The organism is Marinobacter nanhaiticus D15-8W (genome assembly GCF_036511935.1).
GTDB classification, from domain to species: Bacteria; Pseudomonadota; Gammaproteobacteria; order Pseudomonadales; family Oleiphilaceae; genus Marinobacter_A; species Marinobacter_A nanhaiticus.
In genome coordinates, this window is the sequence record NZ_AP028878.1 from 3,508,680 (window position 1) to 3,522,124 (window position 13,445).

The window sequence follows — 13,445 nt, forward strand, 5'->3', positions numbered from 1 at the left end:
GCTACCTTTACAACACCCTCTTCAGCTTCTGAGGCGCCGCCAGGCGCCCCTACAGAACCCGGCAAACCCGATAGCACAACGACGGCTTATGCCCGCGCCTGTTCCCCGGCTTCAGCCGCAACCGGAAGCGTGAAGAATAAGCGAGCGCCGCCATTTTCTGGCCGCTCAAAGCCAATCTCTCCACCCTGGGCCTGCATTAGGCTCCGACACAACGCCAGGCCAATACCCATGCCTTCCTGCTTGGTGGTAAAGAACGGATGAAACAGCTTTTCCTCGGCGTTCTCTGGCAGACCTATACCGCGGTCCGTCACGTCCACCCGGACAAATCCACCTTCGACCACACGGGCGGAGACATGAACGGGATCGGTCACCTTGGCAGCGCGCGTCGCTTCGAGCGCGTTGCGAATCAGGTTGAGCGCCACCTGTTGCACCTGGATCGGGTCGGCCAGCACATCCGGAACGTCATCGGCGATATCGAGCTCGACGGCGACCTGATTCGTGCGGGCATCCACCTCGGCAAACTGGCGAGTCTCCTCCAGTAGCGATGAGATGACGATGACTTCCTTACCGGAGGCCGGCTTCTTCACGAAGCTGCGGATACGGCGAATCACTTCGCTGGCGCGATGGGATTGAGCCTCTATTTTTTCAAGTGTCTTACGCACCAGCTCACGATCGATCTCGTTGGCCGCCACCATGCGCAGAGCCACCCGCACATAATTGGAGATCGCCGTCAGTGGCTGATTCACCTCATGGGCGAAGCCAGCGGCCATTTCACCCATGGTGGAGAGCCTTGAGGCATGGGCTAGCTGGTCACGCTGTACTTCCACCAGGTCCCGCGCTTCGTCCAAGGCCTTCTCACGTTCCAGCTCGGCAGAAATATCGCGGAACACCACGACGGCACCCAGTACCTGCCCGCCTTCAAGCTTCGGGCTGGAGCGGTACTCGGCAGGAAAGCTGGAACCATCAGGCCGATACATCACGACGTCACGCTGGTGCTCCGCAACCCCTTCCCGACAGGTGCCGAGCGCCGGCAAGCCAGCGGTCTCGGCATCCGGCGTACCAAAGTGCAGCTGGAAGAAGTTGTGGCCGACGAGCTCCTCAGGGTCCAGTCCTGCCATGATGCCCGCGGCGGGGTTGGCAAAGATGATTTGACCCTCGGTATCGAGCCCGTAGATACCTTCGCTGATCGCGTTGAGGATACGGGACTGGTCGCTTTCCAATTGACGATTGCGGGCCTGTAGCTGACGTTCGAGCTGGATGACTCGCGCATGGGTGGCGACACGGGCAATGACTTCCTGGGCCTGGAAGGGCTTGGAGATATAATCCGCGCCACCCAGGGAAAAGCCCTTGACCTTGGCGTCAACGTCATCGAGTGCAGAAAGGAATACGACGGCACCGTCCGCCGTCTCCGGGCTGGCCTTGAGCCTCTGGCATACTTCGTAGCCATCCATGCCCGGCATCATAATGTCCAGCAGCACGACCTCGGGCTGGTGACGCTCGGCGAGGGTCAGGGCTTTTTCACCCTCATTGGCAATCAGCAGTCGATAACCGCGGTCCTTGAGTGTCTCGTAGAGTACTTTCAGGTTCTGCGCATTGTCATCGACGAGCAGTACCGTTGCCTCGTCGCGTTCACTGGCAAATTCAGTCATAGAGTCCGTGCCGGCACAGGAGGGCCGACCTTAATTGAAATGGACGCTCATAGTGGCGCGCGTTTCAGGAAGCGTCGATACGGTCCTTTACGGACATCACCATACGGACCAGGTGTGCCAGTGAGTGGGTCCCCATCTTGTGCATGACACGGGAACGGTGGATCTCCACCGTACGCTGACTGATATCCAGTTCGATCGCGATAACCTTGTTCGCCTGCCCAGCAATCATGCGGTCCATAATCTCGGTCTCACGCGGGGTAAGCATGTTGATACGACGCAGGATCTCCTGCTTCTGACCGAGGGTCTTGCGCTGCTCGCGGTCCTGCTCCAGGGCTTCCTCGATCTTCTTGAGAAGGTCCTCCTCGCGATACGGCTTCTGGATGAAATCCACCGCACCCTGCTTCATTGCATCTACCGCCATGGGCACGTCACCGTGCCCTGTCACGAAGATGATCGGCAGGATCGAGTTCTTCTCGTTGAGGCGACGCTGGAGTTCCATGCCATCCATCCCGGGCATGCGGATGTCGAGTACGATACAGCCCGCCATGTCATCGCTGTAGTCCTCCAGGAACGCATTGGCCGTTGGATAGGTCTTGACGCCCTTGTCCGAGGATTTCAGCAGCAACTCCAGGGAATCACGTACTGCTTCGTCGTCTTCGACGACAAAAACCGTTTCTGTAGTCTCGTTCATTGATCCACCTTGTCCCGTGTCGTTTCTTATTGGCTCGGCGTGCCACCGTTCGCTCTCTCAACCCACTGCGGCTCAATCACCCGCCTGAGACAGATGATCCCGCTCCGGCGTATGGCCGTCTACCAGCGGCGGCGCGACGCTCACCGGGTCCACCCGCTCATCGTACCAGTTCATGCGCCAGTCCAGGTGCGGACCTGTGGACCGGCCGGTGCTTCCCACCTTGCCGATCCGCTCGCCCTGCACCACAGCCTGGCCTACCTTTACCTCCACTGCATCCATATGCAGGAAGGTTGAGTTTACGCCGTAGCCGTGATCGAGGATCACGGTGCCGCCGGAGTAGAACAGGTCGGGTTCGGCCAGCGTCACCGTACCCGCCGCCGGTGCGACCACCGGTGCGCCTCTCGGGGCCGCGATATCCACTCCGTAGTGCGGGCGGCGCGGCTCGCCATTGTAGACTCGCTGGCTTCCGTAGACGCCGGTGATGCGACCGCGAGCGGGCCAGATGTAGGGCCCGGCAAAATCCTCCCGGTCCGACACCACCGCCCGCGCTTCCCGGACTTGCTGCGCCTCGGCCCGGATGCGGGCGAGATGCTCCTTGGACGGTGTTACCGTACGCGACGGCACACCTTCAATACGCTGGACGTTGTAGGCCCGGGACGAAAGCTCGATCGTCTGCAGCGTCATCACGCCGTCCGGCCCTTCCACCCGCAAGGTGTGCGTGGATCTGGCATCACGCCCAAAGCCCAGCGCAAACCGCCCGCCATGATCGACGCGAACCGGCGCGTCATTCAGCCAGAGGCGACTACCGGGTGCGACCTGGCCGTAGACCAGGCTACCCGGGACGAGCTTACCCTTCAGGGTGGCCGGCTCAGCGGCGACCTCACCCCCGGCGATCACACCGGCGGCAAGAAGCATGAAGCCGGCGAGCCAATAATGAATCCTGTATCGTGTAACCATAGCCTTTCCTGCTCCGATTGTCCCTATTACAACGGAAAATTCCATGCGCTTTACCGTTGAAAACGAAGCCTTTTTTGATCTTCCGCCGTTCCAGCCCGTGGTGATCAGGCAAGCCCTGCCCCAAACGATGGCGGATAATCTGTTGAAAGCGCTACCTCAGGCCCTGCCCTGGTACCAGGCGCGCCTTCATCTCTACGGCAAATGGCGATTCTCGCCACGACTACAGTGTTGGATGGGAGATCCGGACGCTCACTACCGGTACTCAGGCCATGATATGACGCCCGAGCCCTGGGCAGAAGTCCTTCAGCCAGTGCTGCCGTTGATCAACAACCTGGCTAACGAACAGTTCAACAGCGTTCTCTGCAATTGGTACCGCAATGGGCAGGACAGCATGGGCTGGCACAGCGACAGCGAGCCGGAATTAGGATTGGAGCCAGTGATCGCTTCGTTATCGTTGGGGGCGGAGCGGGTGTTCCAGTTCCGCCGCACGGGCGAAAGCCGGCTCTACCGCTCCATTCCCCTTCCCCACAATAGCGTGCTGATCATGCCGAAGGGATTACAGTCTCATTACCAGCACCAGCTGCCAAAAACACGAAAGCAAACGGGCCACCGCTTCAACCTGACGTTCCGCAGGATTGCTCGCTGATCAGGTCGCGTGCCCGGGCTGCTCCTGCCGATGCTTGTCGCTGGACGGCTCCTGACGTTCCTGATCCCGCATCTTTTCCAGGCGTTTCTGGATCGCACCGAAGATAGTGTTCGTCGGGTAACGTCCCTTGGCCGATGCCTTACCGGCGGCTTTGCCGAGTAGCAGCCCGATCGCTTCTTCCGCGGTGTCGACCGCGTAGACCGAAAATTTGCGCTGACGAACCGCCGCCAGGATCTCGGAATCGAGCATCAGGTTCTGGACGTTCGACGCGGGCAGGATCACGCCCTGGGTACCGGTCAGCCCCTTGAGCTGGCAGGTCTGGAAGAATCCTTCGATCTTCTCATTGACTCCACCCACCGGCTGGACTTCACCGAACTGGTTGACCGAACCCGTAATGGCCAGATCCTGTCGCACCCCTCGACCGGACAAGGCTGAGACCAGCGCACAAAGCTCGGCCAGGGAGGCGCTGTCACCGTCCACCTCGCCATAGTTCTGCTCGAACGTCAGGCTTGCGGACAGATGCATCGGGTCGGTAACGGCAAACCGGGAAGCGAGCCAGGAGGTGAGGATCATGACGCCCTTCGAATGGATATTGCCGCCCAGTTTCACGTCCCGCTCGATGTCGATGACGTCGCCATCGCCGTAGTAGCAAGTGGCCGTGATCCGGTTGGGCATGCCGAACTCGTAACCGCCGGCCGACAGGACCGACAATGCATTAACCTGGCCGACCCGTTCGCCAGTGGTAGACACCAACGTGGTGCCGTCGCGGATGGAATCGAAATACTGGTCGCGGATGCGGCTGCTGCGATAGCGGGCGCTGTTCAGGGCCTGCTCCACATGGGTGGCCTGGATCATCCTGGCGCCGGCCTGCCGGGCCCAGTAATCCGACTCCCGCAGCAGATTGGCGATATCAGCCGCGTGCAGCGACAGGCGCTCCTGATGGTCGGCGATGCGCGAACTGTATTCGATCACCCGCGCCACGGCTTTGCGGTCACAATGCAGCAGGTTCTTGTCCACCACCACGCTGGCGATGAACTTGGCGTATTGCTGTTCGCTCTCTGGCGTGCGGTGCATTTCGTTCTCGAAGTCCGCGGTGATCCGGAATAACTCGGAGAATTCGGGATCATATTCCTGCAGCAGCATCCAGGTTTCCCTGTCGCCGAACAGCACGATCTTGACATTGAGCGGGATCGGCTCCGGCTCCAGCGAAATCGTGCCGGACAGGGTCAATTCCCGCTCCAGGGAGTTGATCTGCAATGACCGCGAACGCAAAGCGCGCTTGAGGCCGTCCCAGACGAACGGCTGCTCGAGCACCTTGATCGCGTCCATCAGCAAATAACCGCCGTTGGCCTTGTGCAGGCTGCCCGGCCGGATCAGGGAGAAGTCTGTGAAGACCGAACCCTTGAAGGTAACGTTTTCCACGTACCCGAACAGGTTGTGGTACGTCGGGTTGTCTTCGACGATCACCGGCACGTCCTGATCCTTGTGATGCACCAGGAGGTTGATCTGGTAGCGCCGGGGCATCTTGCGATCCAGCGCCGCATAGGCGATAGCCGCCTGCTCGTCGCCGTCCTCGAGGAAGATATCCAGGTTATCGCCCAGATCCTTGCGCACAGCTTCCAGGTAGTCGACGACTTCCGGGTAAACCGTGTACTTGGCCACCAATTCGTCAAACTGGTGGCCGGTCAGGCTTTCCAATGTCTCTTCGTTCAGGGCCTGTTGCTTATCGGTGTACTCTTGCTCCAATTCGGCGATCTTGCGAAGCGCCGCCCGCAGCTTTTTCTCCAGCTTGTTGATCTCGTCCTCGAAGGTCTGGCGCTGTTCTTCGGTGAGGGCGGCAAAGGTTTCCTGCGTGTGAGGTTCCTCTCCGTTCATCGCCACGAGCCGATAGCCGCCCGGGGTCGACACGGTCAGGCTGACCTTCTTGCGCTTGGCCTGTCGGGCCACCTTTTCCAGGGCATCTTCCTGCTTACGGGTGTATTCGTTCTTCAACTGCTCCGCCCGTTCCAGGAACGCATCGCCCTCGAAGGTCTGCGGGATTACCTGGGTCAGACGGATCATCAGGCGATCCATGTCCTGCTTCAGGACCTGACCTTCACCGGCGGGCAGGCGTAACACCCTTGGCGAGCGGGGTTCCTCGAAATTGGCGACGTAGCACCAGTCGTAGCTCTTGTATTCCTTGTCCGCGTGGTGCTTCAGGTAACGCAGCATCATGGTGAGCTTACCGAGACCATTACGCCCAACCGCATACACGTTGTAGCCACCGTGCGGCATTGCCAACGCAAAACGCACCGCTTCCTGCGCTCGGTGCTGGCCGACTATTTCCTCAAGGGGCTCCAGTTGGCGGGTCGTTCTGAACGAAAAGTCTTTGGTATCGCACGTGCGGTAAAGCTGGTTTAGAGGCAGTGACTTCAAGGCGCCATCCTGTTTCTGGAAGTAAAAATGCAATAACAGGGCATTGTAGAAGGTGTCGACGCCCCTGTCGTGTGTTAACCATTTTGTAATCCATGAACGCTTAAGTTTTGCGCGATTTTGCCGTTAAACCATGAAATGATCCTCAACCCAGAGCGGTTGCGATGTTTTTAGATGGGTGGCCCGCATAGAGGAAGTTACGGTCGGCCCTTTGACTGCGCAGGTTTACAAGGTGACCTTATATGGAAATATCACGCTCATCGCCTTACAGTCTTAGCACGCTAGACCGCAAGAAGGCAGCAAGCCCGCAACGCACACCGGAAACCCCTGAAGCACCCGCAACGCCGACCAAACGAGTGATGGACCGTCGCGTCAGGCCGGACCGTCGGCGGCAACAGCAACCCTTCGAAGGCAAGGACCGCCGTAAACGATCGACCCGTCGAAGTCCCAGCCTCCTGCATCCTCACAACGCGCAACCGATAGCCGCAGAAGATCGGCGGGGAGAACGACTCGACACGTCAGTTTGAGCGTTCCGATGGCATAAAAGGCCAGTTTAAGGGCCACATCAGCTTTTGAGACATTTGTCACACTTGTCGCCCCGATCATTTTTCAGCCTGCCCACGGCCTCCTAAAATGAAAGCTCCAGACAGATAAAGCGCACATGCAACTATCTGGCTGAGCTTACGATCGTCGCCCATAACAATGACAAGAGTGGAAACCGGGGTTATGACCAAAGACACTGGAGACCGCCGTATCAAGAACCGCTACGAGGCGCATTGCCTGCAGGTCCGGCTCAGGGAGCGAGGCTTTTTCGGACGGGAGAAAAACCGCCTGCCAGTCACCTGCCTGGATATCAATCGTTACGGCCTGGCCGTTCTCTCACCGCGCCCGATGGATGCCGGCACACGACTCCTGCTGGATTTCTCGGGCAAGTACATTTCCGAATCACACGTAGCCGCGCGTATTGTCGACTGCCATTCCTACCAGGCGGGCTATCGGCTCGGTATCCAATTCAGCTATTGCCGGAATCGCCACAGTTACTCGCGCGCCGTGGACAACGCACTCTCGCGTATCGAGGGCTTCTACAATCGGCTGGCCGGCTAGCTAGCGCCTAATTCCCGGTTACAGGGCGCCCTCAAAACAGACCGGCATCCAGGCTGGCCGCGACATACATCCCCAGCTCCTCACATTGTTCTTCAAATGCATTCTGATACTCGCCGCGACATAGCACAGGATCGCAGGCCAGACGCCAGCGCAAGCCGGTTGTGATAGATTCGATGGCCCGATGGGTCCCGGTGCCGTCATGGCCGGCACGGATATAGAACGCAAATGGCAATCCCTGGGTTTTCTCCAGGCATGGGTAATAACTGCGGTCGAAGAAATCCTTGAGCGCGCCGCTCATATACCCCAGGTTCTCGGTGGTCCCGAGGATAATCGCATCGCACGCCAATACATCCTCAGGGCCAGCATCCAACGGCGCCATCACCTTTACGTCCACCGCCTCGATATCGGGATTGCGGGCGCCGCGCTCGACCGCCTCTAGCAGCTTACGGGTATTCGGCGATGGTACGTGGGCGACAATCAGTAGGCGTTTGCGGGCTTCCATTCAGTGCGAACTCCAGCTCTCGTTCAGAAGGAGTCCTTTACTCTGCATTTGGTTAGGGGTAGTGACAAGTGCCGAGCGGGCATACGTTACGTGCTAGAGCATTGTATGCGGCTATTTGATGCTTCAACCGGAATACCTCCCTTCACAATTAACCTTGGACTACGCCGTGCCGTAAGGCATAAAACGAAAAAAGAGCCGGCTCCTTTCGGAACCGGCTCTTTCGAAAACAACCCTATACGTCGACTTTAGAGCAACTCGCCACTGGCTTCTGCCGGGGCCTTGGCTTCCTTGTCCTTGCTTTCCGGTTTCGGCATCAGCTTTTCGCGGATCTTGGCTTCGATTTCCGTGGCCATTTCCGGATTCTCTTCCAGGAACTTGCAGGCATTCGCCTTGCCCTGGCCGATCTTGTCGCCGTTATAGCTGTACCATGCGCCGGACTTGTCGACGAAGCCTTCCTTCACACCTAGATCGACCACTTCCGCCATGTGGTAGATACCCTTACCGTACATGATCTGGAATTCAGCCTGCTTGAACGGCGGGGAGACCTTGTTCTTGACCACTTTGACCCGGGTTTCGTTACCCACCACTTCATCGCCTTCCTTCACGGCGCCGATGCGACGGATGTCCAGGCGAACCGAGGAATAGAACTTCAGTGCGTTACCACCGGTCGTGGTTTCGGGGCTGCCGAACATGACGCCAATCTTCATCCGAATCTGGTTGATGAAGACCATCAGGCAGTTGGCGTGCTTGACGTTACCGGTCAACTTACGCAGGGCCTGGGACATCAGGCGTGCCTGCAGCCCCACATGGGAATCGCCCATCTCGCCTTCGATTTCCGCCTTTGGCGTCAGTGCCGCAACGGAGTCGACGATGATCACGTCGATGGCATTGGAACGAACCAACATGTCGGCGATTTCCAGAGCCTGTTCACCGGTGTCAGGCTGGGAGACCAACAGCTCATCCACGTCCACGCCCAGCTTTTCGGCGTAGACCGGATCCAGTGCGTGCTCCGCATCGACGAAGGCACAGGTCTTGCCGGCCTTCTGGGCTTCGGCGATGACCTGCAGGGTCAGCGTGGTTTTGCCGGAACTCTCCGGTCCGTAGATTTCCACGATCCGACCGTATGGCAGGCCGCCAATACCCAGGGCCACGTCCAGGCCCAGTGAACCGGTGGAGACCGCCGGGATGGCTTCACGGGGCTGATCACCCATCTTCATCACGGCGCCCTTGCCGAATTGACGCTCGATCTGGCTCAGTGCCGCGCCCAACGCCTTCTTACGGTTGTCTTCCATCGCTGCGAAAACCTCGTCTTGATGTGCCGCCTGGCGGCATGATCCATAAACCCGGCCGCACCGGGTGAACTGTATATTTGAACAGTATTAAAACATAACGTTGGAAACAGGCCAAGTGCCATGTCCCATGCTATCGAAATAGAGAGACTAGCCCTGCTCCTGCAGGAAACCCCGTACGCCCTGCAGGGCGAACAGGACAGCCTGGCGACGGATGGCGTCGCGGTCGCCGGAAAAGTGTTCGACCACACTTTCGGTATCGGCCGGCGAGCGGCCCCAGGCGAACCAGACAGTGCCGACCGGCTTCTCGTCGGAACCGCCCCCCGGACCCGCCACACCGCTGATGGACACAGCTACTTGCGCACCGGTCGCAGCCAGCGCGCCCGCCACCATCTCCCGAACTACCGGTTCGCTCACCGCCCCATGCTCGGTCAGGGACTTGTCAGTCACTTCCAGCAGGACGCGCTTGGCTTCGTTCGAGTAGGTCACCAGACCACTGTGCACATAGTCCGAACTGCCGGCCCGGTCCGTCAAGGCCTTCGCTACCCAACCGCCCGTGCAGCTTTCCGCGGTGGTTATCATCAACCCACGCTCTCGCAACAGGTCACCGAGCGCGACAGCAGCCTCTTCGAGGACATCATCGGAAATCGACATGGAATAGCCTCCCCGGATATGAGAAAGCCACATTCTTAATGCCTGGATCGCTGCCGTCCACCCCCAACGGACATGGATTTTAGGAGGCAACCGGTCAGGGCTTTGATATGCGGCCGATTTCAGGATGAGGTAATTTTTGCTGCCAGGTGATCGAGCGGCATAACGTCCACTTCGACCTTAAGATCGTGGGCGCCGCCGCCACTCATCAGACCTTTGAGCGGCACCACATCGGCGTAATCCCGACCAAAGGCAATGGTGATATGACGCTCGTCAGGCATTAGATCATTGGTGGGATCGAAATCCACCCAGCCCAATGACGGATCGTAGACGCTGAACCAGGCATGGGAGGCATCGGCGCCGACCAGACGTTCCCGTCCCGGCGGCGGTATGGTTTCCAGGTAACCGCTGACATAGCAGGCCGGAATTCCCAGAGAACGCAGCGCGCTGATCGCCACATGGGCGAAGTCCTGGCAAACACCCCGTCGCTCCTTAAGCACCGTGTGCACCGGCGTCGCGAGGGTTGTAAAACCCGGGTCATAGGTAAACTCGCTGAAAATCCGATGGGTCAACCGTCGGGCGCCTTCCAGCAACGGCAAACCCGGTTCGAAGATGCCGCGTGCAAAGTCGGCCATGACCTCATCAGTCGGCGCCATGCGCGTGCCGACGCGAAGCATGCGGGCCTGCAACCCAAGCCGATCCCGGCTCTGGTCGAGGGTTTTCAGCGCTTCTTCCCAAGGCATCGACCGGGCAGGGGCGTCCGACAACCCTCGAGGCATTACGTCCACCTGACTGGTGACTTTGACACTCATCTTCCTGTGGACGGTATTGACGTGAAAGAAGGTATAAAGATTGCCGAAAAAATCCGGGTGATTGTAGAGACTGCTCGGATTCGGCGTCACCGACAGCCGACTGGACTCGATCTTCTGGTACAGCAGGCCGCGGGGTAATAAACACCCCCGGTTATAGCTGTTTGCGATGTCCTGCTCGTACTTGTAGCGGGTAATGTGGGTGATGCGGTATTTCATTGCGCAGGCACCTCACACATCGTCGATCGGACGCGGAATATCCGCGTGGTTGAAGTATGCCAGCGTGATCGCCTCGGACAGCTTGCTCAGCAGGTTGTTGATGCGCGTGAGCAGTTCGTCCAACTGTGGCGAGGGTTCGCCGGATTCGCTGATCAGTGCTTCCAGGTCGACCAGTTGCAGAGTGGAAACCAACTCAACCATCAAGCGCTGCTCCGCGTTCAGGCCAGTGAGCGTGGAATCACGCTCCGGCAGCAGATTCACCTGCCGTTTGAGACGGGCGCATTGGTAGCCCACCGAACGCGGCGTGCCTTCGTCCAGCAACAGCAGGTCGATGATGGCCACCGGATGCAGCTCCGTGCGGTAGCGCCGGCGGTACGTCATTAAAGTGTCCGCCATACGCAGCACCGCTTCCATCAGCGCCGCCGGTGGGCGCGGATACTTCACGAAAACCTTGTGCAGCAACGCGGTGGTCTGCTGGGCGCGCTCGATGTGCTGGCCAATATCCATGAATCGCAGGGTCTGGGTACGGCTCATGGTTTCGTTGTTAAGTCCGTAGATCGCGGACTGGAGCAGAATGATTTCATCCAATGCCCGATCCATACGCGAGGTGGAACCCCGGGCCGGAAACTGGTTCAAGGCACTTTGTAGCCGTTCGAGCACATACCAGGTGTCTTCACTGAAGTATTCACGCACGGACTGGGCGTTCATGATCAGCGCCTGCAATACCGCCAACAGGCCGTCCTTGCGCTCATAGAGGAAGAGCCCGGTCAACTGGTGGGTCAACTCCTCCATAAACTCCGTGGGCATGAACACACCGCCATTGATGGTGCAGGCGAATTCAACCAACGGGGTCAGGGTCGGCACCTGCTCATTTCGGGACAGGGTGCTGACGAGGGGCAGGGATGCACGCATGGCACGGCAGGCCAGGTTCAGCCGTTCGCTGTACCGCCCGAGCCAGAAGAGGTGATCCGCCACACGACTGGGCAGCAAGCCGGTCTTTCGCGATAGCCTCACGCTGGTCATCGTGTTGTGTAGCAGACTGATAGGGCTATCGTCCGGACTCTGTAGCCAGACATCCTTGGCCATGAATTTTGTGCCAAGACCTAACTGCAGTTGCAACGACTGTTCGTGGCAGCGGGCCAGCCCGCCCGGGAGGATCTTGTCGCCTTCAGCGTGACGCAGGACGAAACTACGCAGGGCGACATTGCGGGCCTGCACTTCCCGCTTCTGCCATACCGGTAACGTACTCAACGGCAGGATACGGCGTGCCACGAACCGCTGGGGTTCCTCGGCAATACGGTCCGCCAGCCCCTCCCGCTCGCGGCGACTGGCATTGGCATAGGTGATCAGCTTGCCTGGCTTTTCCAGGTCATGGATGACCATATCGATCAACTCGTCCAACACTATCTGGCGCTGCTCCGGATCGCCACACCAATAGGCTTCGACCGAAGGCAGGATCAACGACTCATCCAGCAGATGGCGACACAGGGTCTCCATGTAAGGGAGCAACGCGCCGCCGTCGACCAGTGCGCTGCCCGGCGGGTTGCAGCACAGCAAATTACCCTGCCGAATGGTCTGCAGCAGGCCCGGACTACCCGCAATATCGCTGTCCAGCTCCAATGGATCGCTAAGGTAGTCCGGCATGTAACGGAGCAAGGCGTCCACCGGCTGCAAGCCGCTCAGGGTCTTCAGCCAGATGCGTCCCTCGCGGAACATCAAATCCGCGCCATGGACCAACGCCAGGTCCAGGTAGTTGGCCAGGAAGGCATGTTCGAAATATTGCCCGTCCCGGTAGTTGCGGGTCATGAGGCCGATCAGAGGTTCACTGGCGTAGGGAATCTGGGGCACCAGGGCGCGTTGCAGATCCTTGAAGAAGTTGGCTAGGTGGCGTTTGTCGAATCGTTGGGTCAGTTCCGGGACGACCTGGTTGATGGCTACCCGATTCTCGAGGACATAGCCGAGCCCGCCAGGCGCCTGGGAGCAATCACCATAGACGGTCATACGCCCCTGGGCATCGCGTCCCATATCGCAGCCAAGCATCACCAGCCAGTCCATATCGTCTGGCAGCAAGCCGTGGCAGGGTAACAGGAAGCTTGCATTGCTATAGATGAGTTCCGGCGGCAGAATGCCGTCCTGGAGCAATTTCTGCGGCCCGTAGAGATCCCGTAACACCGCGGATAGCAAGCGCCGACGCTGGGCCAGGCCGGCTTCGACGGTTTCCCATTCTTCGAGATCGAACAGCCAGGGAATCAGGTCGAGGGTGCGGTTCTGCTGGTGCTGGGGATCGAAGGTAGCGCCATGTTCACGCAACTGATGCTGCAGGTCGGAGGACAGCGCGCCGAGCACATCGCCGCCCTGCTCCATCAACCAGCCGAGCACCTGGGACCAACCTGAATCTTCGGCCCGGGGCAACCATTCATCCATGGCCCGTGACGGGCACTGGTAAGACTGCCTGATGTCCTCCAGCGACAGGCGCGCGTCGAGTCGAGTCATGGATGAACCTTGTTTTTATGGTC

At 59.2% G+C, this 13,445-nt stretch carries 11 protein-coding genes; 2 read left to right on the forward strand and 9 right to left on the reverse strand.

Annotation, left to right across the window (positions count from 1 at the left end):
• Positions 1–86: 86 nt before the first annotated feature.
• The 3 genes from RE428_RS15630 to RE428_RS15640 all read right to left on the reverse strand — a co-directional run bounded on the left by RE428_RS15630 (position 87) and on the right by RE428_RS15640 (position 3,297).
• On the reverse strand, positions 87–1,649 hold the full coding sequence (locus RE428_RS15630) for an ATP-binding response regulator (RefSeq protein ID WP_004578740.1): 1,563 nt from the start codon (positions 1,647–1,649) through the stop codon (positions 87–89).
• 64 nt (positions 1,650–1,713) lie between these two features.
• The gene (fixJ, locus tag RE428_RS15635; RefSeq protein ID WP_004578741.1) at positions 1,714–2,340 is read right to left on the reverse strand and encodes a response regulator FixJ; all 627 of its coding nucleotides are present in this window, start codon (positions 2,338–2,340) and stop codon (positions 1,714–1,716) included.
• Positions 2,341–2,412: 72 nt separating this feature from the next.
• A complete protein-coding gene (locus tag RE428_RS15640; protein WP_004578742.1) occupies positions 2,413–3,297 on the reverse strand; it encodes a M23 family metallopeptidase in 885 nt (294 codons plus the stop codon).
• 43 nt (positions 3,298–3,340) lie between these two features.
• Between RE428_RS15640 and RE428_RS15645 the strand changes: the two genes are divergently transcribed.
• Positions 3,341–3,943, forward strand: a complete 603-nt coding sequence (locus RE428_RS15645; protein WP_004578743.1) for an alpha-ketoglutarate-dependent dioxygenase AlkB family protein — start codon at positions 3,341–3,343, stop codon at positions 3,941–3,943.
• On the opposite strand, the gene RE428_RS15650 is transcribed toward RE428_RS15645, so the two are convergent.
• Complete coding sequence (locus tag RE428_RS15650) at positions 3,944–6,358, reverse strand: Lon protease family protein (protein WP_004578744.1); 2,415 nt, start codon at positions 6,356–6,358, stop codon at positions 3,944–3,946.
• A gap of 723 nt (positions 6,359–7,081) precedes the next feature.
• Between RE428_RS15650 and RE428_RS15655 the strand changes: the two genes are divergently transcribed.
• Entirely contained in the window at positions 7,082–7,459 is a 378-nt protein-coding gene (locus RE428_RS15655; protein WP_004578745.1) for a PilZ domain-containing protein, read from the forward strand.
• A 31-nt stretch (positions 7,460–7,490) separates the two neighbouring features.
• Here RE428_RS15655 and RE428_RS15660 read toward each other — a convergent pair whose 3' ends face one another.
• The 5 genes from RE428_RS15660 to RE428_RS15680 all read right to left on the reverse strand — a co-directional run bounded on the left by RE428_RS15660 (position 7,491) and on the right by RE428_RS15680 (position 13,422).
• Positions 7,491–7,961, reverse strand: coding sequence for a flavodoxin family protein (locus RE428_RS15660; protein ID WP_004578746.1), 471 nt, complete (start codon positions 7,959–7,961; stop codon positions 7,491–7,493).
• 245 nt (positions 7,962–8,206) lie between these two features.
• The gene (gene recA, locus RE428_RS15665; RefSeq protein ID WP_004578747.1) at positions 8,207–9,253 is read right to left on the reverse strand and encodes a recombinase RecA; all 1,047 of its coding nucleotides are present in this window, start codon (positions 9,251–9,253) and stop codon (positions 8,207–8,209) included.
• Between the two features lie 147 nt (positions 9,254–9,400).
• Positions 9,401–9,904, reverse strand: coding sequence for a nicotinamide-nucleotide amidase (gene pncC / locus RE428_RS15670; RefSeq protein ID WP_004578748.1), 504 nt, complete (start codon positions 9,902–9,904; stop codon positions 9,401–9,403).
• Positions 9,905–10,023: 119 nt separating this feature from the next.
• Positions 10,024–10,929, reverse strand: coding sequence for a transglutaminase family protein (locus tag RE428_RS15675; RefSeq protein WP_004578749.1), 906 nt, complete (start codon positions 10,927–10,929; stop codon positions 10,024–10,026).
• Positions 10,930–10,941: 12 nt separating this feature from the next.
• Positions 10,942–13,422, reverse strand: a complete 2,481-nt coding sequence (locus RE428_RS15680; RefSeq protein WP_004578750.1) for a circularly permuted type 2 ATP-grasp protein — start codon at positions 13,420–13,422, stop codon at positions 10,942–10,944.
• Between the last annotated feature and the right edge of the window lie 23 nt (positions 13,423–13,445).

What these genes read in the sequence shown, in the direction of transcription:
- pncC (WP_004578748.1), bottom strand. Translation starts at nt 9,904, where the DNA reads ATGTCGATTTCCGATGATGTCCTCGAAGAGGCTGCTGTCGCGCTCGGT.
- RE428_RS15640 (WP_004578742.1), bottom strand. Translation starts at nt 3,297, where the DNA reads ATGGTTACACGATACAGGATTCATTATTGGCTCGCCGGCTTCATGCTT.
- RE428_RS15655 (WP_004578745.1), top strand. Translation starts at nt 7,082, where the DNA reads ATGACCAAAGACACTGGAGACCGCCGTATCAAGAACCGCTACGAGGCG.
- recA (WP_004578747.1), bottom strand. Translation starts at nt 9,253, where the DNA reads ATGGAAGACAACCGTAAGAAGGCGTTGGGCGCGGCACTGAGCCAGATC.
- RE428_RS15675 (WP_004578749.1), bottom strand. Translation starts at nt 10,929, where the DNA reads ATGAAATACCGCATCACCCACATTACCCGCTACAAGTACGAGCAGGAC.
- fixJ (WP_004578741.1), bottom strand. Translation starts at nt 2,340, where the DNA reads ATGAACGAGACTACAGAAACGGTTTTTGTCGTCGAAGACGACGAAGCA.
- RE428_RS15630 (WP_004578740.1), bottom strand. Translation starts at nt 1,649, where the DNA reads ATGACTGAATTTGCCAGTGAACGCGACGAGGCAACGGTACTGCTCGTC.
- RE428_RS15660 (WP_004578746.1), bottom strand. Translation starts at nt 7,961, where the DNA reads ATGGAAGCCCGCAAACGCCTACTGATTGTCGCCCACGTACCATCGCCG.
- RE428_RS15680 (WP_004578750.1), bottom strand. Translation starts at nt 13,422, where the DNA reads ATGACTCGACTCGACGCGCGCCTGTCGCTGGAGGACATCAGGCAGTCT.
- RE428_RS15645 (WP_004578743.1), top strand. Translation starts at nt 3,341, where the DNA reads ATGCGCTTTACCGTTGAAAACGAAGCCTTTTTTGATCTTCCGCCGTTC.